Genomic DNA, 23,651 nt, shown 5'->3' with positions numbered 1-23,651 from the left:
ACTCTCCATCGCGTATTCGGACTTCCCGTGCACCACAGCCGCCCACGGAGGCATCCATGGCATCGAACACCGCCGTACGCACCGTCTACCGCCTGTCCGCCGTCGCCCCCACCCAGGAGGCCATGCTGGACGCCCTCGACCTCGAACTTCTGGACAGGCTCGGCGCCGACCCGCATTTACCCGATGCGCTCGGGGTCCCGGCCGTCTACGTCACCTGCGGCATGGAGATCGCCGAGGCCCCCTGGTGCGCCCTCATGGCGCGCACCACCGGAATCACGGTCACCGAAGGCGTCCGGCGCACCGCCGCCGTACTCCTGCTCGCCGTGGACGGCACGGTGTACGCCATCGGCTGTGACCAGGGCTACCGGCTGATCCCCGACCACCTCAAGGACAAGCGCTTCGGTCTCTCCTTCGCCGTCCGGCAGATGGACCCCAACCTGATCCGTGGCGCGGTCTCCCGGTCCCTCGGGCAGGCGCGCACCGACATCTCCCTGGTGCCGGGCGGCGCCCCGGTCCCGCTGCTCGGCATCCGTGACCACTCGCGCATCGTGCGCAGCCTGGGCGGCTACCTCGACGACCTGCCGCTCACCCGGTCGCGGTACACCCGCGGAAAGGCCGTCAGCGCCCAGGGCGGGTGCGGGCTGAGAATCGCCCTCGGGGTCGAACCCGAGGCGCTCCTCTCCGACCTGCGGGCCATCGCCAGAATCTGCCGCGAGGACTTCCCTCACCAGGAGCTGGAGTTCGTCGACCACATCGTGCCGGTCGAGGACACGGCCGCCCTCGGCGTGCTCGACCAGGCCCTGGACGACCTCCTCGGGCGTCCCGCCGACGGACGGATCTCCGTCTCCGTCCCGTCCGAACACCATGCTGCTTACGCGGAGGCGACCACGTACCTGACGCGGATCAACAGCCCCGGTGCCCTGCGCTCCGACGACTTCGACCTCGACTACGTCCTCACCCGGGCCCGCCTCGCACCGCCCGGCGCACGTCTCCAGGCGCTGCGTGAGGGAGCCGTGACCCTTGCCAGGGATCGTCGAGCCGGTGTGGCCCACGCGCTCGCCGTCACCAGCGCGCTGACCTGGCTGGAGGCCGGGATCTCCCTGGGCCCCAGACGCTTCTTTCTGATGGACGGTGAGTGGTACGAGGCCGGGTCGGCCTACGTGGACGAGTGCCGGTCTGCCGTGGCGGCGCTGTTCCCGCCGTCGCCCTCCGTCTCCCTCCCCGCATGGATCGACGGTGAGTCCGAGAACGCCTACAACAACAGGGTGGCCGACGAGGAGCGGACCGACTGGCTCTGCCTCGACACCAGGAACGTCGCCAATCCGCTCCGTGCGAGGGACCAGGTCGAGATCTGCGACCTGCTCATGCCCGACGGCACGCTCGTCCTCGTCAAGCGCGCGGGCGGTTCCGGTCCGCTGAGTCACCTGTTCAACCAGGCCAGGGTGGCGGTCGAGCTGCTCCAGGAGTCCGCCCGGGTCCGTGCGGAGTTCACCGCGAAGGTGGCCCGGCTCAGCCGGGGCGAACTCGTCCTCCCGGACGACTTCACGCCCAAGCGGATCGTCCTGGCCATGCTCCTCAAGAACCGCGAGAACCTGATCCCGGACTCCGTCTTCGGCTTTTCCCAGATCACCATCGCCCAGACCGCGAAGGCCCTGGCCGCACGAGGGGTGAGTGTCGAGGTCATCGGAATCCCGGGGAGCGGCGCAGATGCGCTCCCTGTCGACGCATGACGTGGGGGTTCGGGCGGCAGCCCCTCGACTGAAAGTGCACCGATGCGCTCTCTCGCGTGATCGTGCAACAACCGAAAGTGTGCGTCCCCCGGAACGGGAAAGTCGGCACCTCGTGGACGTACGACTGCTGACCTTCGGGCACAGCACCGCCGGCCGGGAGCCCATCACCGAGCTGCTGCGGCAGGCCGGTGTCGCGGCCGTCGTGGACGTGCGGACCGCTCCCGGGAGCCGCCGGAATCCCGATCTGCTGCGGGAGCGGCTCGCCGAGTGGATGCCGGCGACCGGCATCGCCTATCGGTGGGAACCCGCCCTCGGCGGGTTCCGCGCGCTGCCCGCGGACAGTCCGGACGTCGTGTGGCGCAACGAGTCCTTCCGCGGCTACGCCGCACACACCCGGTCCCCCGAGTTCGTCGCGGCCATGGACCGGTTGCTGCGGGAGGCGGTGCACGCGCGCACCGCCGTGATGTGCAGCGAGGCGGTCTGGTGGCGCTGTCACCGCCGTCTGATCGCCGACTTCGCCGTGCTCGCCCGCGGTGTGCCCGCCCTGCACCTCATGCACGACGGCCGTCTGAGCGCCCACCCGCCGACACCGGGAGCCCGTCTTCGCGACGACGGGCTCCTCGTGTACGACGCCCCCACCGAGCCGCCCGGGGGCTGAGCCGTCAGTACAGCTTGTTCACCGCCGTCACCGTCGTGGCCTTGAAGTCCGCCACCTGGGCGTGCTGGAAATCGCCCATCTGGCTCCAGCGGACGATGGTCACGGTCGCGCCGTCGCGGCCGACCGAGAAGAGGCCGATGTCGGAGGAGCCCCAGGTGGAGGCGGTGTGGATGCCGTAGACGTCGGCGCCCTCCTCGACGTTCAGCTTGCCGTAGTACTTCTGCGTCGCCGTGATGTCGGGGTCCTGCTGCATCAGCTTCTTCGCGCAGCCGGCGAGGTCCTTGCGCAGCAGTGCCGCGAAGTCCTTCGCCCACTGCTCGCTGCGTCCCTCGACCGTGAGCTGCTGGGCGTTCGTGTCGTACTCCGTCCAGTACTCCCGGTGCGTGGTGATGGACGGCAGCGCGTCACCCACGCACATCGGCAGCGGGTCGGGCTGGCCGGCGGCGACCGGACCGGCGTACCAGGGCGAGGTCGGGTGCGGCGGCAGCTCGGTCGGCTCCAGGAACCGGGGCGTGTCGGAGGCCGGTGCGGTGGCCGCGACGGCCGGCACGGCGGCTGCGGCGACACCGGCGACGGCCGCCAGCGCGGCCACGGTCGTACGGATGCCTCGGTTACGGATCTTCATGGTCTCCCCCATTGGTTTCCCCCGGCTTTCCCGGTCGGGTCCGCGGGCTGCTGCCCTTGCCCCCCGTACGACCCGCCACCGGCCGCATCCGTTGCCCTGCGGGCCTGCTACGGATCCGTCCCGATTGTCACGGGCCCGCTACCGCGGGTCGAGGCCCTCGCCGAGAGCGGCGATCGCGGCGGGGCCGTGGCCGGCGGCGAGGAGCGGGGCGCGGATGTCCCGGTCCAGGTCGGGGACGTAGCCCGATCAGGACGTCTGCGGGCCCTGGACATGTACAGTCCCGTCCCTCCTCCTACACGGCCGCGCGTACACGGCCGGACGGATGTGCGGGGTACCCCGGGCGGGAGAGGCGCATGCCGGGCGGCCTTCCCTGGGCGATACAGGGCGTAAAGCGACCGAAGAATGGATAGGGGCTATACGGCGAAACGCGGGGAGTGTCGGACGTGCCCGGATGCCGGGCGCAGCGGCTTCAGGGGAGGGAGCACGCATGGACGGCCGGCCCTTGTATCTGGAACCCCGGCTGGAACCACGGCTCAGGTCGCTCCTGGCGGCGGCCGGGACACTGCACTCGCTCACCGACGCGCTCGGCTCGCCCCTGCACGTCGTGGTGCCGGACCAGATCGCGGAGAACCTGGAGCGGTTCCGGTCGGTGTACCGCGCGCACCACCTGTCGGGCCAGGTCTTCTACGCCCACAAGGCCAACCGGTCCAGCGCGTTGCTGCGGCGCCTCGCCGCCACGGACGCGGGCGTCGACGTCGCGTCGCTGGGCGAGTTGCAGCACGCCCTCGGGGCCGGTTTCACCGCCGACCGGATCACGGCCACGGGGCCGAAGAACCCCGAGTTCCTGTGGCTCGCGGCCCGTACGGGCGTGACCGTCAGCGTGGACGGGACCGACGAGCTGGACCAACTGGCCTCCCTGGTGCGCACGTTCGGGCTCGCCCCGGTGCGGGTGCTGCTGCGGCTGTCGGGGTTCGAGGCGTCGGGGGTCAAGGTGCTGAGCCGTCGCAGCCGGTTCGGTACGCCCGTGAGGGAGTTGGACACCCTGCTGAAGTCGGTCGAGCGGCACGGGGACGCGGTCGAGCTGACAGGCGTCGGCTACCACCTGGACACCACTGGCATCGCGGAGAAGGCGACCGCCCTGGAAGGGTCCCTGGCCGCCCTGGAGGCCTGCCGGAGCCGGGGGTTACGGCCCCGGGCCGTGGACGTCGGCGGCGGGTTCGGCGTCAGCTACCTCGCCGAACGGGAGCAGTGGGAGGCGTACACGAGCGCGCTCACCTCCGCCGTGCTGGGCCGGCGCCCGCCCCTGACGTGGGGTGGTCACGGCTACGGGCTGCGCGACGAGTCCGGCACCCTGCGCGGCACGCTGGGCCTCTACCCCGCCCACCGCTCGGTCGCCGGCGCCGCCTACCTGGACGATCTGCTGGCCCAGCCCGCCGCCTCGCTGGGCGGACGCCCGCTGGCCGCGGTGCTGCTGGAGCACCTGTACGACCTGCACACCGAGCCCGGCCGGGCCCTGCTGGACCAGTGCGGACTCAGCCTGGCGCGGGTCCTGGAGGTCCGCGGCCCGGAACCCGGTGGGGAACTGCTCGTACGGCTGGCCGCGAAGGCGGACGACATCGCCCTGGAGGACCACGGAGTGCTGATGGACCCGGTCGTCGTCCCCAGAAGCGGAGCCGGGCCGGGTGAGGGGCCCGTCGCCGTGCACCTCTTCGGCGGTCTCTGCCTGGAGACCGACCTCATCACCCGGCGCACGGTGTTCCTGCCGCGCCGCCCGGATCCCGGTGACCTGCTCGCCTTCGCCAACACCGCGGGCTACGCCATGGACTTCCACGCCACGCGCGCCCAGTACCAGCCCGCCGCCCGCAAGGCGGCCGCCTGGCAGGACGGGGACGTGTGGCGCTGGTGCCTCGACGAACAGTTCTGGCCGACCACGCCCTCGGGGGGAGCCCAGTGAGGTACGACAGCATCACGGAGGCGATCGGCAACACGCCACTGGTGCGCATCGACCCGGCCGTGCACGGGCTGCGGAACATCGACCTGTTCGCCAAGCTGGAGATGCTCAACCCGTGGGGCTCGGTCAAGGACCGTGCGGCCTGGAACATGGCCCGCCCACTGCTGGCCGACGCGGTCGAACACGACAGCCAGGTCGTGGAGCTGTCCAGCGGCAACACGGCGAAGGCGCTGGCGGTCGTCGCCGGCATGCACGGCCTGGGCTTCAGAAGCGTCACCAACCGGATGCGGGTGCCGGAGATCAAGGACCTCCTGCTGCTGCTCGGCGCGGAGATCGAGGAGTTGCCGGGTCAGAGCGAGTGCCTGGACCCGAGCGCGACGGACGATCCGCTGACCCTCTTCCACCGCACCCTGTCCGCCTCCGGCGGCACCTATCTGCACACCGACCAGTACTTCAACCCGCGCAACACCGAGGCGCATCTCACCGGCACCGGGCCGGAGATCGTCAAGGACCTGGACGGCCGGGTGCCGGACTGGTTCGTGGCGTGCGTGGGGACGGCGGGTTCCTCCACGGGCGTGGCCCGCGCGCTGCGCGAGGAGAACCCCTCGGTGCGGGTGCTCGGTCTGGTCGCTGCCAAGTCCGACTTCATCCCCGGGATCCGCACCATCGACGAGGTGCAGGAGGTCGGCCTGTTCGACCCGGAGACGTACGACACGATGGAGTCGGTGACCGCCGACGAGGCGATCGAGGGGATGCTGACCCTGAACCGCCGCTGCGGCATCCTGGGCGGGCCCACCGGCGGCGCCGCCTACTTCGGGGCCGTCCGCCATCTGCGGGCGCTGGACGAGGAGTCGGCCGGGCGCCGGACCGCGGTGTTCATCGTCTGCGACCGGGTGGAGAGCTATCTGAGCTACGTCCGGCAGCGGCGGCCCGATCTGCTGGGCAGGCCGCCCCGGAAGAACTCGCCCGCCGACCTGACCGACGCCGAGGTCGCCGGGGCGCCGTCGGTCACCGTGGCCGAAGCCCGGCGGTGGATCGACACCGGCCGGCCGCTCGTGGTCGACCTGCGCAGCCCCTTCGCGTACGCGGCGCTGCACATCGACGGGTCGGTCAACATCGTCGACGAGCTGTTCTTGGAACTCCTGCGGGGCGGGCTGCCCTTCAGCCGGCGCACGCCCGTGCTGCTGGCCTGCCCGGTGGGCGAGCAGTCCGCCCGGTACGCGGCGCTGCTGACCCGGATGGGCCACCCGGAGGTGCGCAGTCTGGCCGGCGGCATCATCGCCTGGCGGGACGCGGGCGCGCCCCTGGTGCGGGACTGACCGGCATGACCGCACCGGCCGTCCGCGACGGCCTCCACCCGTGGCAGCAGGCGCTGCGCGCCCAGTTCCCCATCATCACCGGGCACCCGGAGCTGGCGTACCTGGACAGCGCGGCGACGGCGCAGAAGCCGCGGGCCGTTCTGGACGCCGTGCAGACGTATCTCACCACCGGCAACGCCAACTCCGCGCGCGGCACCTACACCTGGGCCAACCGGACCACGGAGCTGGTCGAGCGGACCCGTGAGCGCGTCGCCCGGTTCCTCGGGGACGACCGGCCCGAGCGCTCCGCCGTGCACTTCACCAGCGGCGCGACCGAGGGGCTGCGCACGATCGCCCGCGACTGGCTGCCGGGGTTCCTGCGCGACGGCGACGAGATCGTCGTACCGGACGCCGACCACCGGGCCAACATCGAGCCCTGGCTGGAGGCCCAGCGGCTGCTCGCCGGTGCGGGCGTGCGCGTCCGGGTGGTGCCGATGCCGTACCAGAGCGGTTCCGGGGACTACGACCACCGGGCGCTGGCCGAACGGGCCGGGCCGCGTACCCGGTTCGTCGCCGCGACCCATGTGCACCACGTCTACGGCGGTGACATGAACGTGCACCGCATCCGCGGGGCGGTCGGACCGGACGCGGTCATCTGTCTGGACGCGGCGCAGAGTGTCGGCCATCTGCCGGTGTCGGTGGCCGAGTTGGACGTCGACTTCGTCGTCTTCTCCGGGCACAAGGCGCTGGCCCTGCCCGGCTCCGGGGCGGTGTGGGCCCGGCAGGAACGGGGACCGGCCTTCGTGCCCGGTGGGTGGAGCGGCACTCCGAACACCGTGGGCATCGCCTCGCTGGAAGCGGCTCTGGACTGGCTGGACGCCGCAGGTGTCGAGCGGATCGAGCGCTGGACGGCCGGTCTGGCGGCCCGGCTCACCGACGGACTGCGGCGCCTGGACGCCTACGAGGTGCTCGGCTGCCCGCTCAGCCTGGCCGCCGACTCGACCGTGCAGCGGCGCCGGGGCATCGTGACCCTGCGGCACCGCGCCGTCGAGTCGGGCGATCTGGGCTTCGTCCTCTTCAGTCACGGCTTCATGGTCCGCTCGGACAACCACTGCCAGGGCGACGCGGGCGAGAAGACCGGTTCGGTGCGGGTGAGTCTGCATGTGTACAACACCGTTGAGGAGATCGACCGGCTGCTGTCGGTTCTCGCCTCACTCTCGTGACCGCGCCGACTATGCGTAATGGGAACCGTTTCCACCTGTAGGCTCGGGCCGAAGAGTCAGGTTCGAGTACGGCGAGGTGGCGCGACCGGATGGGGCTGAGTCTGGCGACGGCGCAGCGGTGGGTGGAGCGCTGGGAGCTCCAGCAGCAGCGGTACGCCGTCGACCGCGAGGAGCGGTTCACGGTGATCGCGGATGTCGTCGAACACGTCACGGCGGGGACACCCCGGCCGCTGGTCGTCGACCTGGGCTGCGGGCCCGGCTCCCTGGCGGCCCGGCTGGTCCGGCGGTTGCCGGGCGCGCAGGTGGTGGCCGTGGACCGGGACCCGCTGCTGCTGGAGCTGGGCCGGACGCATCACCCGGACGCGGCCCGCTACGTCGACGCGGAGATCGGGGCGCCCGGCTGGACCTGGGCCCTGGACCTGGACCGGCCCCTGGACGCGGCCGTCTCCACGACGGCCCTGCACTACCTCGACCGCGACACCCTCCTGCGCGTCTACCGGCAGCTCGCCACGCTGCTGCGGCCCGGTGGCGTCCTCGTCAACGGCGACCACCTTCCCCAGGACGACACGGGACCGGCCCGCATCGCCGCTCATGTCGGGCGGTGCCGGGCCGACCGGCAGCGGGTGTTCGCACAGGAGGACTGGGGGTCCTGGTGGACGGCCGTCGCCGACGACCCCGAGATGGCCGACCTCCTCGCCGAGCGCCGGTGCCGCACGGCGCCGCGCGGCACCGGCCGTTCCGCCGAACTCCCCCTCTCCACCCACCTGAGCCTGCTGCGGCAGGCGGGGTTCGACACGGCGGGGCCGGTCTGGCAGTACGGCGACAGCTGCGTGGTCGTCGCGGTCCGCTATCGCGCGCTCAGCTCCGGGTCAGGGTGATGTCCTGGTCCTTCACGGCGTGCAGGCGCGGCAGGGGCAGGATGCCGACGAGGCGCAGCTCCAGGACCGTGGCCTGGACGTGGACCGCGCCGGGCACGATCGCGCCGGGCGTGGGGCGGCCCGTGTTCTGCCAGCGGTGCTGCGCGCCGTCGCACACGGCCCGGGTGCCGCCGATGCCGTAACTGGTCGTCGAGGCGCCCTGTCTGACGGAGGAGCCGATGTAGACGGGGCCGGTGGCGTCCACGCAGGTATAGGTGCCGGAGAGGGTGATGGTGCCGTCGGCGGCGATCCGGCCCACCGCGTCGACCGTCACGTCCTCGGACGGAGCGGCGGCGGACGCGGTGGGGGGTACGGCGGTGGCGGGTACGGCGATGGCGGGTGCGGCGGTGGCTCCGGTCAGCAGGAGCAGCACGGCACCGGTCGCCGCGCCGAGGAGGGGACGTACACGCACAGGGGAACCTCCCGATAGGAGTGAGATGTCCCCTCCACTCGAACCGGGCTCCCGGGCCGACGCAACCGGTCCTCACCCCTTCGGCGGTGCATCCGCCCCGACCGTCGTGGAACCGTCCTGGGAATGTCCGGGGCCTGTCACGCTTCGCTCCGAGCCGTTCCGATCAGCTTCGAGTCGGGAGCATCGTCTGTCCGTAAGAGTCATACGAACCTACGGATGGCCCTACCGACGTGGAGGTGCGCCATGTGTGCCCACCAGACCCTGTGCCCCGCGACCGACTCCCGCGCCGCGCACGTCGTCGCCGCCCACCCCGAGCAGGGCTGGAGCCTGCTGTGCGACGGGGCGATCGTCTTCGACGACACCGGTGAGCTGCTGCCGGACGGACGCGTGGTGGAGCCGCACCGCGTGACGGCGGAGCGGATGGCCGTCGCGGCCTGACCGGAAGGTCACCTCACGGCAGCACCGCGAAGCCGTCCAGTTCCACCATCGCCTCCTCGTCCCACAGCCGGACCACCTCGACGACCGCCATGGCGGGATAGTCACGGCCCGCCAGCCTCCGCCACAGGCGGCCCAGTTCCGGGGCGTGGGCGCGGTACGCCCCGACGTCCGTGGCGTGGACGGTGACCCGGGCGAGGTCGGCGGGTGTGCCGCCGGCCGCCGCGAGGGCGGTGAGCAGGTTCGTCAGCGCCCTCTCGAACTGTTCGGGCAGGGTCCGCCCGACCACCTTTCCGTCGGTGTCGAGGGCGGTCTGCCCCGCCAGGAACACCACGCGGGAGCCGGTGGCCACGACGGCGTGGGAGAAGCCCGTCGGCGGGGACAGCTCGGGCGGGTTGACGCGCTCGGTGGTCACCGGGCCTCCTCGTGGGCTGCGTACAACTCCTTGGCGATGATGCCGCGCTGCACCTCGCTGGCCCCCTCGTAGACGCGCGGGGCGCGGACCTCGCGGTAGAGGTGTTCGAGCAGGTGGCCGCGTTGCAGCGCGCGGGCGCCGTGCAGTTGGACGGCCGTGTCGACGACGTACTGCGCGGTCTCGGTGGCGAGCAGTTTCGCCATGGCGGCGCGCTGGGGCACGTCCGGGGCGTCGTCGTCGTACGCCGTCGCCGCCGCGTAGACCATCAGGCGGGCCGCCTCGGTGCGCAGGGCCATCTCGGCGACCTGGTGGGAGACGGCCTGAAGGTCCTTCAGCTTGCCCCCGAAGGCGTCCCGGCCGGCGGTGTGGGCGAGGGTCGCGTCGAGGGCCGCCCGGGCCATGCCGACCGCGAAGGCGCCGACGCTCGGGCGGAACAGGTTGAGGGTGCCCATGGCGACGCGGAAGCCGCGGTCCACCTCGCCGAGCACGTCGTCGGCCGTCACCGGAACGGCGTCGAAGTCGAGTGCGCCGATCGGGTGCGGGGAGAGCATGTCGAGTGCGGTGCCGGTCAGGCCCGGGCGGTCGGCGGGCACGAGGAAGGCGGTGACGCCGCGTGCCCCCGCACCGGGAGCGGTCCGGGCGAAGACGGTGTAGAAGTCGGCCTCGGGGGCGTTGGAGATCCAGCGCTTCTGCCCGCTGAGCCGCCACCCGGTGGCGTGGTCCCCCTCGGCCCGCAACGCCAGCGCCGCCGCGTCCGATCCCGCGCCCGGCTCGCTCAGCGCGAAGGCCGCGACCGCCGTGCCGTCGGCCACCCGGGGCAGCCAGCGGGCGCGTTGGGACGCGGTGCCGTGGGCGTGGACGGGGTGCGCGCCGAGGCCTTGGAGGGCGAGGGCCGTCTCGGCCTCCGTGCAGCCGTAGGCGAGGGACTCGCGCATCAGGCACAGGTCGAGGGCACCGGAGGTGAACAGCCGGGCGAGCAGTCCGAGGCCGCCCAGTTCGGCGACCAGGGCGCGGTTCACCCGGCCCGGTTCGCCCTTGTCGGCCAGCGGGCGGAGCCGCTCGGCGGCCAGGATGCGCAGCTCGGCGCACCAGGCGAGTTGTGCCGGTTCGAGCGAGAATGCGGTCATCGCCGGTCCCTTCTCCGCCACCCCGCCTCCCGGGCCGGGCCACTCCGAGGCTATCGCGGACCGTTGACTGTCGTCACCAACACGATACGCTCCAGGAGCGAGCCCACCACGCCGAGGGGGCGAACCGTATGCATCCACGGAGCACGGCCCACGTCGACAGCTTCGCCCGCGATCATCTGCCACCCCCGGACCAATGGCCCGAACTCCGCTTCGACCTGCCGGAGCTGCGCTACCCCGAACGGCTCAACTGCGCCGCCGAACTGCTCAGCGGCCCGCCCGACGACCGCCCGGCGTTCCTCACCGAGACCGGCGAGCCGTGGACGTACGCCGATCTGCGCGCCCGCGTCGACCGCGTCGCTCACCTGCTCACCGGCGAACTCGGTGTCGTCCCCGGCAACCGCGTGCTGCTGCGCGGCCCCACCACACCGTGGCTCGCGGCCTGCTGGCTGGCGGTGCTGAAGGCGGGGGCCGTCGCGGTCACGGTGCTGGCCCAGCAGCGCCCGCACGAGCTGAGCACGATGTGCGAGATCGCCCGGGTCCGGCACGCGCTGTGCGACGTCCGGGCCGTCGACGACCTCGCCAAGGCCGAGGTCCCGGACCTGCGGATCACGACCTACGGCGGTGACGCCCCGGACGACCTGTTCCACCGCATGGCGCCCGGGACGCCGTACGAGGCCGTCGACACGGCGGCCGACGACGTGGCGCTGATCGCCTTCACCTCCGGCACCACCGGCCGCCCCAAGGGCTGTATGCACTTCCACCGGGACGTCCTGGCGATCGCCGACACCTTCTCCCGGCACGTACTGCGGCCGTGCGCGGACGACGTGTTCACGGGCAGCCCACCGCTGGGCTTCACCTTCGGCCTGGGCGGCCTGGTGGTCTTCCCGCTGCGGGCCGGGGCGAGCGCCCTGCTGCTCGAACAGGCCGGCCCGAAGCAGCTGCTGCCCGCCATCGCACGGCACCGGGTCTCCGTCCTGTTCACGGCACCGACGGCGTACCGCGCGATGCTCGACGAACTCGACGGGCACGACGTGTCGTCGCTGCGCCGCTGCGTCTCGGCCGGGGAGAACCTGCCGGCGGCCACCTGGCGGGCCTGGCACGAGCGCACGGGCGTACGCGTCATCAACGGCATCGGCGCCACCGAGCTGCTGCACATCTTCGTCTCCGCGGCCGACGAGCGGATCCGGCCCGGGACCACGGGCGTTCCCGTGCCGGGCTGGCAGGCGCGCGTGCAGGACGAGCACGGCGAGCCGCTGCCCGACGGGGAGCCGGGGCTGCTCGCGGTACGCGGCCCGGTCGGCTGCCGGTACCTCGCCGACCCGCGGCAACGGGAGTACGTACGCGGCGGCTGGAACATCACCGGCGACACCTACGTCCGCGAACCCGACGGCTACTTCCGGTACGTCGCCCGCGCCGACGACATGATCATCTCGGCCGGGTACAACATCGCCGGGCCGGAGGTCGAGGACGCGCTGCTGCGGCACCCGGACGTGGTGGAGACGGCGGTCGTGGGACGGCCCGACGCGGCACGCGGGCAGGTCGTGGTGGCCTTCACCGTCCTCAAGGAAGGCGCCGAGAGGGACGCCGAGGCGCTGCGCTCCTTCGTGAAGGCGGAGCTGGCCCCGTACAAGTGCCCGCGCGAGATCGTCTTCCTGGACGCGCTGCCGCGCACCGCCACCGGCAAACTCCAGCGGTTCAGGCTGCGCGCCGTGGGAGACCCGGACGACGACATCAAAACCGACCGGGAGTGAACCGCACGACCTAAGATGATCAACGTGTCCGACCAGCATGCACCACGGTCTCTCATCGTCACGCTCTACGGCGCGTACGGCCGATTCGTCCCGGGCCCCGTGCCCGTCGCCGAACTGATCCGGCTGCTCGCCGCGGTCGGCGTGGACGCCCCGTCCGTACGCTCCTCGGTGTCGCGGCTGAAGAGACGCGGACTGCTCGTGCCCGCCCGCACCGCCCAGGGCGCGGCCGGGTACGAACTGTCCCCGGACGCACGGCAGTTGCTCGACGACGGCGACCGGCGCATCTACGCCACGGCCCCGCCCGGGGACGAGGGCTGGGTGCTCGCCGTGTTCTCCGTGCCGGAGTCCGAGCGGCAGAAGCGGCACGTGCTGCGCTCGCGGCTGGCCGGGCTCGGTTTCGGCACGGCGGCGCCGGGCGTGTGGGTCGCGCCGGCGCGGCTGTACGAGGAGACCCGGCACACCCTGCGGCGGCTGCGGCTCGACGCGTACGTCGACCTCTTCCGCGGTGACCACCTCGGCTTCGCGCCGACCGCGGAGGCCGTCGCCCGCTGGTGGGACCTGGCCGCCATCGCCAAGGAGCACGAGGCGTTCCTCGACGGTCACGAGCGCGTGCTGCACGACTGGGAGAAGCGAACGGACACCCCGCCCGAGGAGGCCTACCGTGACTACCTCCTCGCCCTGGACTCCTGGCGCCACCTCCCCTACGCCGACCCCGGCCTGCCCTCCGAACTGCTCCCCGGCGACTGGCCGGGCGCCCGGTCGGCGGCGGTGTTCCGGGGGCTGCACGAGCGGCTGCGGGACGCGGGTGCCGACTTCGTGGGGCTGCTCGGCTCCCCGGGGTGAACGGCTCGGCCCGCGGGCTCAGCCGCCCAGCGTGAGGCGCGGCTTGGGCGCGTCCGTACGGCCCGTCCGGGGGCGGCGGCTGCCCGCGCGGTACGGGGCCGGCCATTCGGCGCCCGGGCCCGTGTAGCCCTGTTCGGCCGCCGCGTGCAGCGTCCAGTGCGGGTCGTAGAGGTGCGGGCGGGCCAGGGCGCACAGGTCCGTACGGCCCGCCAGGATGAGGGAGTTGACGTCGTCCCAGGAGGAGATCGCGCCGACCGCGATCACCGGGACGCCGGTGGTGTGCCGGATCCGGTCGGCGAACGGCGTCTGGTACGACCGCCCGAACTCCGGCCGCTCGTCCGCCACGACCTGTCCCGTCGACACGTCGATCGCGTCGGCCCCGTGCGCGGCGAAGGCCCGGGCGATCTCGACGGCGTCCTCGGCACTCGTCCCGCCCTCCGCCCAGTCGGTCGCGGAGATCCGGACGGTCATGGGCCGCTCCCCCGGCCACACGTCCCGTACGGCGTCGAAGACCTCCAGCGGGAAGCGGAGACGCTTCTCCAGCGAGCCGCCGTAGGCGTCGGTGCGGCGGTTGGTCAGCGGGGAGAGGAAGCCGGAGAGCAGGTAGCCGTGGGCGCAGTGCAGTTCGAGCAGGTCGAAGCCGGCCCGGGCGGCGCGCTGGGCGGCGGCGGCGAACTGCTCGCGGATGTCGGTGAGCCCCGCGCGGGACAGCTCGCGCGGGGTCTGGCCGTACGGCTTGTAGGGGAGCGCGGACGCGGCCACGAGCGGCCAGTTGCCCTCCGGCAGCGACTCGTCCATGCCCTCCCACATCACCTTCGTGGAGCCCTTGCGGCCGCTGTGGCCGAGCTGCACGCCGATCGCGGTTCCGGGCGCCTGCGCGTGCACGAACTCGGTGACGCGCCGCCACGCCTCGGCCTGCCGGCCGGTGTAGAGGCCGGCGCAGCCGGGCGTGATCCGGCCCTCCTCGCTGACGCACACCATCTCCGTCATCACCAGCCCGGCCCCGCCCAGCGCCCGCGCGCCGAGATGCACGAGGTGGAAGTCACCGGGGACGCCGTCGACCGCCGAGTACATGTCCATGGGCGAGACGACGACCCGGTTGCGCAGGGTCAGGCCGCGCAGCCGGAACGGGGTGAACATCGGCGGTGTGCCGGGCGGGCAGCCGAACTCGCGTTCCACGGCCTCGGTGAAGCGTGGGTCGCGGAGCCGAAGGTTTTCGTGCGTGACGCGGCGGCTTCGGGTGAGCAGGTTGAAGGCGAACTGGCGGGGCGGCTGGTCGAGGTGGAGGGCGAGATTCTCGAACCACTCCAGGCTGGCCCGGGCCGCGCGCTGCGTGGAGGCGACGACGGGCCGCCGTTCCGCCTCGTAGGCGGCCAGAGCCTCCTCCAGGGTGTCCCGTTCCTCCAGGCAGGCGGCCAGGGCCAGGGCGTCCTCGACGGCGAGCTTGGTGCCGGAACCGATGGAGAAGTGGGCGGTGTGGGCGGCGTCGCCGAGCAGGACGACGTTGCCGTGTGACCAGCGCTCGTTGACGACCGTGCGGAAGGTCGTCCACGTGGAGTTGTTGGACTTCAGGGGGCGGTCGCGGAGCGCCTGCGCGAAGATCTTGGCGCAGCGTTCGATCGACTCGGCCTCGTCGAGCTCGTCGAAGCCGGCCGCGTGCCAGACCTCCTCGCGCATCTCGATGATCACCGTGGAGGCGTCGGGGGCGAAGGGGTAGGCGTGCAGTTGCATCACGCCGTGCTCGGTCTCGGCGATCTCGAAGCGGAAGGCGTCGAAGGGGAAGTCGGCGGCGAGCCAGATGTAGCGGCAGCGGTGGGGGGTGAGGTGGGGGCGGAAGGCGTTCGCGTAGGTCTCGCGGGTGGTGCTGTGGACTCCGTCGGCGGCGATGACGAGGTCGTGGGTCTGCGGGAGGTCCTTCGGGGCCTCGGTGCGGAAGCGGAGGTCGACGCCGAGTTCTCGGCAGCGGGTGTGGAGGATCTCCAGGAGGCGCTTCCTGCCGAGTGCGGCGAAGCCGTGGCCTCTGGAGGTGTGGAGGGTGTCGCGGTGGACGATGTCGATGTCGTCCCAGCGGACGAAGTCCCTCTGGAGGGCTTCGTAGACCTGCGGGTCGGCGTGTTCGATGCCGCCGAGGGTCTCGTCGGAGAGGACCACTCCGAAGCCGAAGGTGTCGTCGGGGGCGTTGCGTTCCCAGACGGTGATGTCGCGGGTGGGGTCCAGGCGTTTGAGGAGGGTGGCGGCGTAGAGGCCTCCTGGGCCTCCGCCGATGATCGCGATGCGTCGGGGGTGGCTTGTGTCGTGATGCGGGTGCGGGTGGGTGGGGGCTGATCGCGCAGTTCCCCGCGCCCCTTTAGGTGCGTCCACTATCGTCCGCTCCATTTCGGGGGGCGCTTCTCTGTGAACGCTGCGTGGAACTCGGCGTAGTCCTCTCCTGTCATCAGGAGTGCCTGTGTCGAGGCGTCGAGTTCCACTGATGCCGCCAGGGGCATGTCCAGTTCCGACGTGAGCAGGGCCTTCGTCTGGGCGTAGGCCAAGGCCGGGCCCTGGGCGAGGCGGTGGGCCAGTTGTTGTGCTGTCTCGTCGGCCTGGCCCTCCTCCGTCAGTTCGCTGATCAGGCCGATGCGTTCCGCCTCGGTCGCGCGGACCGGGTCGCCCAGCATCAGCAGGCGGGTCGCGTGGCCCAGGCCGACGACGCGGGGCAGGAGGTAGGCCGCGCCCATGTCGCCGCCGGAGAGGCCCACCCGGGTGAAGAGGAACGCGAAGCGGGCCGTGGGGTCCGCCACGCGGAAGTCGGCGGCCAGGGCGAGTACCGCACCGGCGCCCGCCGCCACGCCGTGCAGTGCCGCGATCACCGGGAACGGGCACTCCCGGATGGCGCGGACCACCTGGCCGGTCATGCGGTTGAAGTCCAGGAGCTGGGCGGTGTCCATGCCCAGGGTGGCGCCGATGATCTCGTCGACGTCACCGCCGGAGCAGAAGCCGCGGCCCTCGCCGGCCAGGACCAGGGCCCGTACGGACCGCTCCCGGGAGAGCTCCGCGAGCAGGTCGCGCAGGTCGGCGTAGGCGCCGAAGGTGAGCGCGTTGAGCTTCTCGGGGCGGGCGAGGGTGACGGTGGCCACGCCGTCGGTGATGCCGACGCGCAGGTGCTCCCAGCCGGGGGTGCGGGCGGCGGAGCCGGTGAAGGGACTCATGACGTGCGGCCTCCTCGGGCGGGCACTGCCTCACTGAGCTCTACCCCTCGAAGTTATCACTCATCCGTGACTGTCGTCATGACTGCGCGATAGGCCGTCCGGGTAGGGATGGGTGTGAGCCCGGGTGTGCGCCGGGCCGGTCACATGCGTCACAGATCATCCACACCGGCGTAACGGCGGGCGCAGCCGTGCGCGGCACCGCGTTCACCTGGGTAAGCCGTGCGGCAAGGGGGCCGACGGCTCCCCCGCGGCGCCCCTCGGTCGCGTCCGAGAAGTGGCCCCGTACCATTCATCAGGTTGAAAGCAGGATGTCCTGCTCCATGAACGGACCCGCCGTGTACGAACTCTTCTCAGCCCCCGCCTCCTGGCGCGTCGCGCTGCCGCGGACCGCCGCGGCCGTGCCGGTGGCCCGTGCCCTGGTCCGTACGGCGCTGGCCGAGCGGGACCACGGGGCCGACTGCGACACCGCCGAGCTGCTCACGGCGGAGCTGGTGGCCAACGCCGTGGAGCACACCTCCGGCGAGGCCCCGATCGAGCTGGTCGTGGAGCTGATGGCGTCGGGCTGCCAGGTCGAGGTGCACGACACCGATCCGGCGCCGCCCGTGAACCTCACCTGTCCGACGATCGGGGCACCCGACCCGTGGCAGGAACACGGGCGCGGTCTGCTGTTGATCCGCGCCCTGAGCTCGTCGTGCGGGCACCGCCCGACCGAGGCCGGCAAGGCCGTCTGGTTCAGGCTGCCCGTGGTGCCGGCCCAGCGGCGCCCTTCGGCCTGACGGCCGCCGGCTTCAGCCGAGCGTCGCGACGAGGACGGCCTTGATGGTGTGCAGGCGGTTCTCCGCCTCGTCGAAGACGACGGAGTGCGCCGACTCGAAGACCTCGTCCGACACCTCCAGGTACGACAGGCCGTGGGCCTCGTGGACCTCCTGGCCGACCTTGGTGCCGAGGTCGTGGAAGGCCGGCAGGCAGTGCAGGAACTTCACGTCCGGGTTGCCGGTGGCGCGCAGGACGTCCATGGTCACGGCGTACGGGGCGAGGGCGGTGATGCGCTCCGCCCAGACCTCCTTCGGCTCGCCCATGGAGACCCAGACGTCGGTGGCGACGAAGTCGGCGCCGCGGACGCCCTCGTCCAGGGTCTCGGTGAGCGTGATGCGGGCGCCGCTGTCCTCGGCGAGCGCTCGGGCCCGGTCGACGACCTCCTCGGCCGGCCAGTACGCCTTCGGGGCGACCAGGCGCACGTCCATGCCGAGCAGGGCGCCGGTGATCAGGTAGGAGTTGCCCATGTTGAAGCGGGCGTCGCCGAGGTACGCGAAGGCGATCCCGCTCAGCGGCTTGGCGCAGTGCTCCGTCATGGTCAGCACGTCGGCGAGCATCTGGGTGGGGTGCCAGTCGTCGGTGAGCCCGTTGTAGACGGGGACACCGGCGTACGCGGCCAGCTCCTCCACCTTCCGCTGACTGTCGCCCCGGTACTCGATCCCGTCGTACATCCTGCCCAGCACCCGCGCGGTGTCCTTGACCGACTCCTTGTGGCCGATCTGCGAGCCGGACGGGTCGAGGTACGTCGTCGAGGCGCCCTGGTCGGCGGCCGCGACCTCGAAGGCGCAGCGGGTGCGGGTGGAGGTCTTCTCGAAGATCAGCGCGATGTTCCGGCCCCGCAGGTACTGGGTCTCGGTCCCGGCCTTCTTGGCGGCCTTCAGCTCGGCGGCCAGCTCGACCAGACCGCGGAACTCCTCCTCGGTGAAGTCCAGCTCCTTGAGGAAGTGGCGGCCGGCGAGGGCGGTCGGGACTGTCGCCATGGGGGCGCTCCAGGGATGCGGGTGGGGAACAACGACTCCTGGAATACTATACGAAGCTCAGCATGTATATACGGGGCGGTCGGGGGCCTACACCGGCTCCCGTTCGACCGGGCAGCTCATGCACCGCGGCCCGCCCCTCCCCCGCCCCAGCTCACTCCCCGGGATCTCTATCACCTCGATGCCCTGTTTGCGCAGGTGGGTATTGGTGGTGGCGTTCCGCTCGTAGGCGACCACCACACCGGGTTCGACGGCCAGGACGTTGCAGCCGTCGTCCCACTGCTCGCGTTCGGCCGCGTGCACGTCCTGGGTGGCGGTCAGCACCCGGATCTCGTTGAGGCCGAGCGCGGCGGCGATCGCGCGGTGCATGTGCTCCGGCGGATGGTCGGTGACCTTCAGCTCCTTCTCGCCGACGCCCGGCTCGATGGTGTACGAGCGGAGCATGCCGAGGCCCGCGTACTGGGTGAAGGTGTCGCCGTCGACCATGGTCATCACGGTGTCGAGGTGCATGAAGGCCCGCCGCTTGGGCATGTCGAGGGCCACGATCGTCTCGGCGGAACCCTCGGCGAACAGCTTGTGCGCGAGCATCTCGACGGCCTGGGGTGTGGTGCGCTCGCTCATCCCGATGAGGACGGCCCCGTTGCCGATGACGAGCACGTCCCCGCCCTCGATGGTGGACGGGTAGTCGGGCTGCCCCTCGGACCACACGTGGAAGGTCTCGTCGCGGAACAGCGGGTGGTGCCGGTAGATCGCCTCGAAGTGCACGGTCTCGCGCTGCCGTGCGGGCCAGCGCATCGCGTTGATGGAGACGCCGTCGTAGATCCAGGCGGAGGTGTCGCGGGTGAAGAGGTGGTTGGGCAGGGGGTCCAGCAGGAAGTCGTCCAGGTCCATGACGTGGAAGCGCACCGAGGTCGGCTCCGGGTGCCCGTCCAGGAACTCGCGTTTGGTCATGCCGCCGACCAGGAGCTCGGCCAGTTCCCGCGCGGGCAGGTGCTCGAAGGCGGCTCTCAGGTGGTCGGTGGCCAGCGGGCCGTACTCCTTCTCGTCGAAGACCCGGTCCAGGACGAGGGTCCTGGCCGCCGGGACCTGAAGGGTCTCGGCCAGCAGGTCACCGAAGAGGTGGACGGTGACACCGCGGTCGCGCAGCACGTCGGCGAACCCGTCGTGCTCGGCGCGGGCCCTGCGCACCCACAGCACGTCGTCGAAGAGCAGCGAGGTCTTGTTGCTCGGGGTGAGCCTTTTGAGCTCGATATCGGGCCGGTGCAGGATGACGCGGCGCAGCCGCCCGGCCTCGGAGTGGACGTGGTATGCCATGCCTCCATCCTGACCATCGGAGCGTCCGTTGACGCGCTGCTCGCACGTTTCCGCGGACTCTTGTTCGCGTCCGCCTGACGACAACGCGCCGGAGGGGTACGTCCGCGGTCAGCCGCTCGGCAGCGGCTGGAGCAGTTCGGGCCGGGCCAGCATGCGCCGGGTCGCCCGGCCCGGATCGTGCGCGGCCCGGGCGACGATCCACCCGGCCAGGGCGTGCGGCTCGGCGGGGTCGGCGGCCAGTTGCTCCGCGTATCCGGCGAGCGCGGCGGCCGTGTCACCGGCGGCGAGGTGCTCGTCGGCGGTGTGCGGGGCGACGGGGCGGGTGGCGAAGGCGTGGGTGCGGTCGTCGGGCCAGAAGGTGCGGTCGGCCCGGAAGCGGGGGCCGTCCGACGGTGCCCGTGCCGCGGGGTCGACGTTGCGCAGCCGCCACTCGGTGCGGTGCAGCGCCGCGGCCGTGCGGGCCCGGGTGAGGGCGCCGTCCGGGACCGGCTCACGCAGCCAGCCGTCCAGGGTGCGGGCGAGGCCGGACACCAGGGCCCGTCCCTGCGGGGTGAGCCGGCCCTCCGTGAGCAGGGTGCGCACGACCAGGCGGCTCTGCAGGCGGCGCAGCGCGAAGTGGTACCCGGCCGTGTCCGCCGTGCGCTCGTCCGGCGCCCCGGCCAGGCGGTCCCGCCAGAATCCCGCGACGCCGGTGAAGGCGTACACGCCGTGCAGCAGGCCGGTGAGGTGGCGGGGGTCGGTGCGCCAGGGGGCGTAGTAGCGCTCGGCCCGGTCGTCCTCCAGCAGCGGGAACAGGTGGAGGAGGGCGGCCAGCTTGCTGTGCTGGAGCTCGTGCACGAGGGTCTCGGCGAGGGCGAGCGGGGAGGACGGGCGGACGATGAGCATGCCGCCGAAGGAGTCGCCGCTGGAGGCCGACACCTGGACGAAGGGCGGTGGGGGCGGGCTGACGGCGGTGCGTCCGAAGGGCACGATCGCCCGGATCATGGCCGGGTCGACCCGCCCGGGGCCCGGCGTACCCGGGCGGGCGAGGATCCGCGCGGCCTCGCCGAACAGCCGTTGCCACTCGCGTGCCTCGCCCTCGTCGAGCCGGGCGGGGGGCAGGTGGTCGTCGAGATCGCGGTAGGGGTCGAGGTCTTCGAGTACGACGGTGAAAGAAGCCGTACCGTCGGAGGCGGGGTGGGTGAGGGTGCGCAGCGGCAACCAGGTGTCGGTGCCGGCACGCTGCGCCAGCGGATGGCAGGTCACCCGCACCGAGCCGGCCGCGCGGCCCGGTCCGGTGACCGTCAGCTCTCCCCTGGCCGCCGAGGCTCGGCCGACCGCCAGGCTCTCCTGCGCGCCGGGGAGTCTGACCATGCCGAGACCGGGCAGGGGCAACCGCCCGTCGGTCAGGGCGACATCGAAGGCGGTCTCCGTGCCCGCGTGCAAGGACGCCGAGAGGGCGAGCGCACTCAGGTGGCCCGCCTCTGCCCAGAGCGGCGGCCCGCCGGCCGTGCCGTGCACCCGGCGCAGCATGTGGGAGATCCAGCCGCCGGTCGCCGGGGCCAGCAGGAGGCGTTCGACCGGCTCGGGCGACTTCTCGGCCGCCTCCTTGAGCACCCGCCAGGCTTCGGCGACCGGGGTGAGAGGCGTGCGCAGGACGTCGAGATCGTCGAGGAGCGTGCGCAGGAGCAGCAACCGCCGCGCGCGCTCTGCCCGTTCGAGGAAGGCGACGGCCGCCGGCGAGCCACCTCCGGCGGCCAGCTCCGCGAACAGCCGGTCCGGCATACGGAAGGGAGCGAGGTGCTGCTCGCTGGTCATCGTCGCGGACCTCCGGTCGGGGTGGTGGACATGCGGGGACCCCGGTGCGTGTGCGGGTGTCGCACCGGGGTTCTGCCGTCGGGACGGCGTCGGCCTAATCGGCTCGGGCGCCCCCCGGTCCCTCACCACTCCTCATGCTGCTGCGGGCGCGCAACACCTCGGTCAGCAGTCGTGTGGTGGGGGGCAAGGTGGGGAGACCGTCCACAGCGCTCAGGGGCAGCGCCGCGAGGTCCGCCAGGTCGGACTCCCAGACATCCGTCCGGGCAGCGACGACGACCGGTTCAGGTGCGGCTGCGACGTGGCGCAGGGCGGGCGGCTGCTCCAAGGTGCTCCCCCTTCTCGCACGGTGGCACGCGATGCCCCGTGTCTTTCCATCATGGCCAATACCCCCGGGGGCGAAAACCGTACGATCACGCCACTGATCACTGGCGATCAAGCCGACGCGCCGACAAGGGCGCCAACGCGGCCAGAGCGGCGGCGAGTTCTGCCTTCAGTCCGGGGTCGTCGTCAACGGACACGACGGCGTCGAACAGGTCCCACAGTGCCTCCGGGTTCCGCCGGGCGAGCCCGCCGAGAATGTTGACAACATCGGTGCGCGCCTTGCTGTGACGGCGCAGTACGGCTGTGACACGGGGGTTCAGCGCGGTCAGGACCGTCTGCCGTTCCTCCGGGTCACCCATCAGTGGGTAGGCGAGCATCGCCTCCACTGCCCGCTGCAACGCTGTGAGGGATTGCGGTGCGGCGGGCGGTACGGCCGGCGGCAGGGTCTCGGTGCGATCGGGGTTCTGGAGCCGGATCTCGGGGTGCTGAAGAGTACGGCCCTCTTCCCTGAGGGCCGCGATGCGCGCTCGAACGGCCGGAAACAGTTCCTCCGGATCCGGCGGTGCGGGCAGAACGGCCCTCCGGTCGGCCAGCAGACCGAGCAGGACGTCGGAGAACAGGCCGGTGGCCCGGACGGGATCGTTGGCCGCCGCCCTGCCCCGGCCGGCGGCGCGCAGCACGGTCTGCCGGTGCACGAGGTCGGGCCGGCCCACGGGCAGGGCGTCGGCGGGCAGCGCCTCCTGGAAAGCGAGGTCCTCCTCGAAGGTCTCGCAGGCGTCCACGATCCACATCTGCTCGCGCAGCCCGGGCACGGCGTCACTCGTGTACCGGGTGAGCGCGGAGTCCAGGTCGATGCCCACCTTGTCGGCGACGCCCGCGTCCGCGCAGAACAGCCGCAGGCGCCCGGCCCGGTCCAGCACCCCGTGTCCGCCCCACCACACCCACAGCATGTCGCCCTGTGCTGCGGACAGTTCACGCACGAGGACCCTGCGCAGCGTCGCATGGTCCGCAGGACCGTGTGGGACTTGCGGGTCGTACGGTGGCAACGGGGCCAGGTGCAGGCGCACTTGCGGCTCCGGCACCCCGGCGTCCCGCAGCAGCCGCCAGAACCGTACGGCGTCCCGGGCTGGTCCGGGCAGCCGCCAGGCGTCGCCGGCCTCGTACGTCTCTATCCCGACGACGAGGGCATGCACGCGGGCCGGGTCGACGGGCGGAACCGGCCCGGTCATGGCAGGTGGTCGACGATGTGGCGGTACACGGCGGGGTTCGTCCAGTAGGCGCTGTGCGCGGCGGGGAACGGCTGGCCGCTGTCGACGCGGACATCGGTGACGCGGCCCGGGAAGAGTCCCGCGCCGACGTAGCCGAGCAGATCGCGTGGGTCGTACAGGTTCAGCCAGGTGGGGACGTGCGAGGGCAGGGGCGCGGGATGTTCGAGGGACGGCAGGGAGCCCGACTCGTAGAGGAAGGGTCCCTGGGAGCCGGCCGTCACCAGGAGGCCGACCTGCGGCAGCGGGGCGGAGATCAGCGTGTCGAGGGCGATGATGCCGCCGAGGCTGTGGCCGACCAGGGCGACGGGCGGCTCCAGGCCGGCGACGAGGGCGCGCAGGCCGTCCCGGAAGGCCGCGCCCCGGCTCAGGTAGCGCAGGATGTCACCGGCGGAGGGGTGGGCCGCTTCGGTGAGAGCACGTCGGCGGCGCTCCACGGCCCGCGCGGCCATGGCTCCGGCCGACCGCAGCAGGCAGGAGCGCAGTCCCCGCTCCGAACCCCGGGGTGGTGCGCCGAGGGCCTCGGCGATCCGGTCGGTGACGGCGTCCCGCGTCTGGCCTACGGGGACGAGCGGGGAGTCGGCGTCG

General features: G+C 72.4%; 21 protein-coding genes. 10 read left to right on the top strand and 11 right to left on the bottom strand.

What is annotated here, in order from left to right:
• Window positions 1-56 precede the first annotated feature (56 nt).
• Window positions 57-1,730, top strand: a complete 1,674-nt coding sequence (locus tag SSQG_RS29895) for a TIGR04141 family sporadically distributed protein (protein ID WP_003993664.1) — start codon at window positions 57-59, stop codon at window positions 1,728-1,730.
• 112 nt (window positions 1,731-1,842) lie between these two features.
• Window positions 1,843-2,388, top strand: a complete 546-nt coding sequence (locus SSQG_RS29890; RefSeq protein ID WP_039933925.1) for a DUF488 family protein — start codon at window positions 1,843-1,845, stop codon at window positions 2,386-2,388.
• Window positions 2,389-2,392: 4 nt separating this feature from the next.
• On the opposite strand, the gene SSQG_RS29885 is transcribed toward SSQG_RS29890, so the two are convergent.
• Entirely contained in the window at window positions 2,393-3,025 is a 633-nt protein-coding gene (locus SSQG_RS29885) for a hypothetical protein (protein ID WP_003993662.1), read from the bottom strand.
• Window positions 3,026-3,500: 475 nt separating this feature from the next.
• Here SSQG_RS29885 and SSQG_RS29880 point away from each other — a divergent pair, with 475 nt between their 5' ends.
• From SSQG_RS29880 to SSQG_RS29865, 4 genes are all read left to right on the top strand, one after another.
• Window positions 3,501-4,967: a Y4yA family PLP-dependent enzyme gene (locus tag SSQG_RS29880; protein ID WP_039933923.1), complete on the top strand. Its 1,467-nt coding sequence runs from the start codon at window positions 3,501-3,503 to the stop codon at window positions 4,965-4,967.
• Window positions 4,964-6,283 (top strand): pyridoxal-phosphate dependent enzyme, encoded by a 1,320-nt coding sequence (locus SSQG_RS29875; protein WP_003993660.1) that lies wholly within the window; start codon window positions 4,964-4,966, stop codon window positions 6,281-6,283. The genes SSQG_RS29880 and SSQG_RS29875 overlap by 4 nt, the downstream gene beginning before the upstream one ends.
• 5 nt (window positions 6,284-6,288) lie before the next feature.
• On the top strand, window positions 6,289-7,485 hold the full coding sequence (locus tag SSQG_RS29870) for an aminotransferase class V-fold PLP-dependent enzyme (RefSeq protein ID WP_039933921.1): 1,197 nt from the start codon (window positions 6,289-6,291) through the stop codon (window positions 7,483-7,485).
• 89 nt (window positions 7,486-7,574) lie between these two features.
• Window positions 7,575-8,363 carry a class I SAM-dependent methyltransferase gene (locus SSQG_RS29865; RefSeq protein WP_003993658.1) on the top strand — a complete coding sequence of 263 codons (789 nt, stop codon included), beginning with the start codon at window positions 7,575-7,577 and terminating at the stop codon, window positions 8,361-8,363.
• On the opposite strand, the gene SSQG_RS29860 is transcribed toward SSQG_RS29865, so the two are convergent.
• The gene (locus SSQG_RS29860) at window positions 8,344-8,814 is read right to left on the bottom strand and encodes a DUF6299 family protein (RefSeq protein WP_039933919.1); all 471 of its coding nucleotides are present in this window, start codon (window positions 8,812-8,814) and stop codon (window positions 8,344-8,346) included. The genes SSQG_RS29865 and SSQG_RS29860 overlap by 20 nt on opposite strands.
• Before the next feature lie 243 nt (window positions 8,815-9,057).
• Between SSQG_RS29860 and SSQG_RS29855 the strand changes: the two genes are divergently transcribed.
• Window positions 9,058-9,252 carry a DUF5999 family protein gene (locus tag SSQG_RS29855; protein WP_039933917.1) on the top strand — a complete coding sequence of 65 codons (195 nt, stop codon included), beginning with the start codon at window positions 9,058-9,060 and terminating at the stop codon, window positions 9,250-9,252.
• A gap of 13 nt (window positions 9,253-9,265) precedes the next feature.
• Here the strand turns inward: SSQG_RS29855 and SSQG_RS29850 are convergent, their stop codons facing one another.
• Window positions 9,266-9,664, bottom strand: a complete 399-nt coding sequence (locus SSQG_RS29850) for a RidA family protein (RefSeq protein ID WP_003993655.1) — start codon at window positions 9,662-9,664, stop codon at window positions 9,266-9,268.
• On the bottom strand, window positions 9,661-10,791 hold the full coding sequence (locus SSQG_RS29845) for an acyl-CoA dehydrogenase family protein (RefSeq protein ID WP_039935513.1): 1,131 nt from the start codon (window positions 10,789-10,791) through the stop codon (window positions 9,661-9,663). The genes SSQG_RS29850 and SSQG_RS29845 overlap by 4 nt, the downstream gene beginning before the upstream one ends.
• A 128-nt stretch (window positions 10,792-10,919) precedes the next feature.
• Between SSQG_RS29845 and SSQG_RS29840 the strand changes: the two genes are divergently transcribed.
• Both SSQG_RS29840 and SSQG_RS29835 read left to right on the top strand, forming a co-directional pair.
• Window positions 10,920-12,542: an AMP-binding protein gene (locus SSQG_RS29840; protein WP_039933914.1), complete on the top strand. Its 1,623-nt coding sequence runs from the start codon at window positions 10,920-10,922 to the stop codon at window positions 12,540-12,542.
• A 15-nt stretch (window positions 12,543-12,557) separates the two neighbouring features.
• A complete protein-coding gene (locus SSQG_RS29835; RefSeq protein WP_003993652.1) occupies window positions 12,558-13,385 on the top strand; it encodes a PaaX family transcriptional regulator in 828 nt (275 codons plus the stop codon).
• Window positions 13,386-13,403: 18 nt separating this feature from the next.
• Here SSQG_RS29835 and SSQG_RS29830 read toward each other — a convergent pair whose 3' ends face one another.
• Window positions 13,404-15,761, bottom strand: a complete 2,358-nt coding sequence (locus SSQG_RS29830) for a bifunctional salicylyl-CoA 5-hydroxylase/oxidoreductase (protein WP_039933911.1) — start codon at window positions 15,759-15,761, stop codon at window positions 13,404-13,406.
• Window positions 15,746-16,573, bottom strand: a complete 828-nt coding sequence (locus tag SSQG_RS29825; RefSeq protein WP_003993650.1) for an enoyl-CoA hydratase family protein — start codon at window positions 16,571-16,573, stop codon at window positions 15,746-15,748. Before SSQG_RS29825 ends, SSQG_RS29830 begins: the two co-directional genes overlap by 16 nt.
• A 308-nt stretch (window positions 16,574-16,881) precedes the next feature.
• Here SSQG_RS29825 and SSQG_RS29820 point away from each other — a divergent pair, with 308 nt between their 5' ends.
• Window positions 16,882-17,349, top strand: coding sequence for an ATP-binding protein (locus SSQG_RS29820; protein ID WP_003993649.1), 468 nt, complete (start codon window positions 16,882-16,884; stop codon window positions 17,347-17,349).
• Window positions 17,350-17,361: 12 nt separating this feature from the next.
• Here SSQG_RS29820 and argF read toward each other — a convergent pair whose 3' ends face one another.
• The 5 genes from argF to SSQG_RS29795 form a co-directional block, all read right to left on the bottom strand.
• The gene (gene argF, locus SSQG_RS29815) at window positions 17,362-18,369 is read right to left on the bottom strand and encodes an ornithine carbamoyltransferase (protein ID WP_003993648.1); all 1,008 of its coding nucleotides are present in this window, start codon (window positions 18,367-18,369) and stop codon (window positions 17,362-17,364) included.
• A gap of 87 nt (window positions 18,370-18,456) precedes the next feature.
• Window positions 18,457-19,680, bottom strand: a complete 1,224-nt coding sequence (locus SSQG_RS29810) for an arginine deiminase (protein WP_003993647.1) — start codon at window positions 19,678-19,680, stop codon at window positions 18,457-18,459.
• Window positions 19,681-19,788: 108 nt separating this feature from the next.
• Window positions 19,789-21,477 (bottom strand): HEXXH motif domain-containing protein, encoded by a 1,689-nt coding sequence (locus SSQG_RS29805; protein ID WP_039933907.1) that lies wholly within the window; start codon window positions 21,475-21,477, stop codon window positions 19,789-19,791.
• Between the two features lie 422 nt (window positions 21,478-21,899).
• Window positions 21,900-23,027, bottom strand: coding sequence for an effector-associated domain 2-containing protein (locus tag SSQG_RS29800; protein ID WP_003993645.1), 1,128 nt, complete (start codon window positions 23,025-23,027; stop codon window positions 21,900-21,902).
• Window positions 23,024-23,651, bottom strand: a 628-nt coding sequence (locus tag SSQG_RS29795; RefSeq protein ID WP_003993644.1) for an alpha/beta fold hydrolase, incomplete at its 5' end; no start/stop codon positions are given. The genes SSQG_RS29795 and SSQG_RS29800, both read right to left, overlap by 4 nt.

Source organism: Streptomyces viridochromogenes DSM 40736, assembly GCF_000158955.1.
Classification (GTDB): domain Bacteria; phylum Actinomycetota; class Actinomycetes; order Streptomycetales; family Streptomycetaceae; genus Streptomyces; species Streptomyces venetus.
Note: the sequence above shows the minus strand (reverse complement) of the source record. Positions and strands in the feature narration are given on the sequence as shown.

What these genes read in the sequence shown, in the direction of transcription:
- SSQG_RS29810 (WP_003993647.1), bottom strand. Translation starts at nt 19,680, where the DNA reads ATGGCATACCACGTCCACTCCGAGGCCGGGCGGCTGCGCCGCGTCATC.
- SSQG_RS29840 (WP_039933914.1), top strand. Translation starts at nt 10,920, where the DNA reads ATGCATCCACGGAGCACGGCCCACGTCGACAGCTTCGCCCGCGATCAT.
- SSQG_RS29830 (WP_039933911.1), bottom strand. Translation starts at nt 15,761, where the DNA reads ATGGAGCGGACGATAGTGGACGCACCTAAAGGGGCGCGGGGAACTGCG.
- SSQG_RS29885 (WP_003993662.1), bottom strand. Translation starts at nt 3,025, where the DNA reads ATGGGGGAGACCATGAAGATCCGTAACCGAGGCATCCGTACGACCGTG.
- SSQG_RS29825 (WP_003993650.1), bottom strand. Translation starts at nt 16,573, where the DNA reads ATGAGTCCCTTCACCGGCTCCGCCGCCCGCACCCCCGGCTGGGAGCAC.
- SSQG_RS29880 (WP_039933923.1), top strand. Translation starts at nt 3,501, where the DNA reads ATGGACGGCCGGCCCTTGTATCTGGAACCCCGGCTGGAACCACGGCTC.
- SSQG_RS29800 (WP_003993645.1), bottom strand. Translation starts at nt 23,027, where the DNA reads ATGACCGGGCCGGTTCCGCCCGTCGACCCGGCCCGCGTGCATGCCCTC.
- SSQG_RS29855 (WP_039933917.1), top strand. Translation starts at nt 9,058, where the DNA reads ATGTGTGCCCACCAGACCCTGTGCCCCGCGACCGACTCCCGCGCCGCG.
- SSQG_RS29835 (WP_003993652.1), top strand. Translation starts at nt 12,558, where the DNA reads ATGATCAACGTGTCCGACCAGCATGCACCACGGTCTCTCATCGTCACG.
- SSQG_RS29805 (WP_039933907.1), bottom strand. Translation starts at nt 21,477, where the DNA reads ATGACCAGCGAGCAGCACCTCGCTCCCTTCCGTATGCCGGACCGGCTG.
- SSQG_RS29870 (WP_039933921.1), top strand. Translation starts at nt 6,289, where the DNA reads ATGACCGCACCGGCCGTCCGCGACGGCCTCCACCCGTGGCAGCAGGCG.
- SSQG_RS29820 (WP_003993649.1), top strand. Translation starts at nt 16,882, where the DNA reads ATGTCCTGCTCCATGAACGGACCCGCCGTGTACGAACTCTTCTCAGCC.
- SSQG_RS29845 (WP_039935513.1), bottom strand. Translation starts at nt 10,791, where the DNA reads ATGACCGCATTCTCGCTCGAACCGGCACAACTCGCCTGGTGCGCCGAG.
- argF (WP_003993648.1), bottom strand. Translation starts at nt 18,369, where the DNA reads ATGGCGACAGTCCCGACCGCCCTCGCCGGCCGCCACTTCCTCAAGGAG.
- SSQG_RS29895 (WP_003993664.1), top strand. Translation starts at nt 57, where the DNA reads ATGGCATCGAACACCGCCGTACGCACCGTCTACCGCCTGTCCGCCGTC.
- SSQG_RS29865 (WP_003993658.1), top strand. Translation starts at nt 7,575, where the DNA reads ATGGGGCTGAGTCTGGCGACGGCGCAGCGGTGGGTGGAGCGCTGGGAG.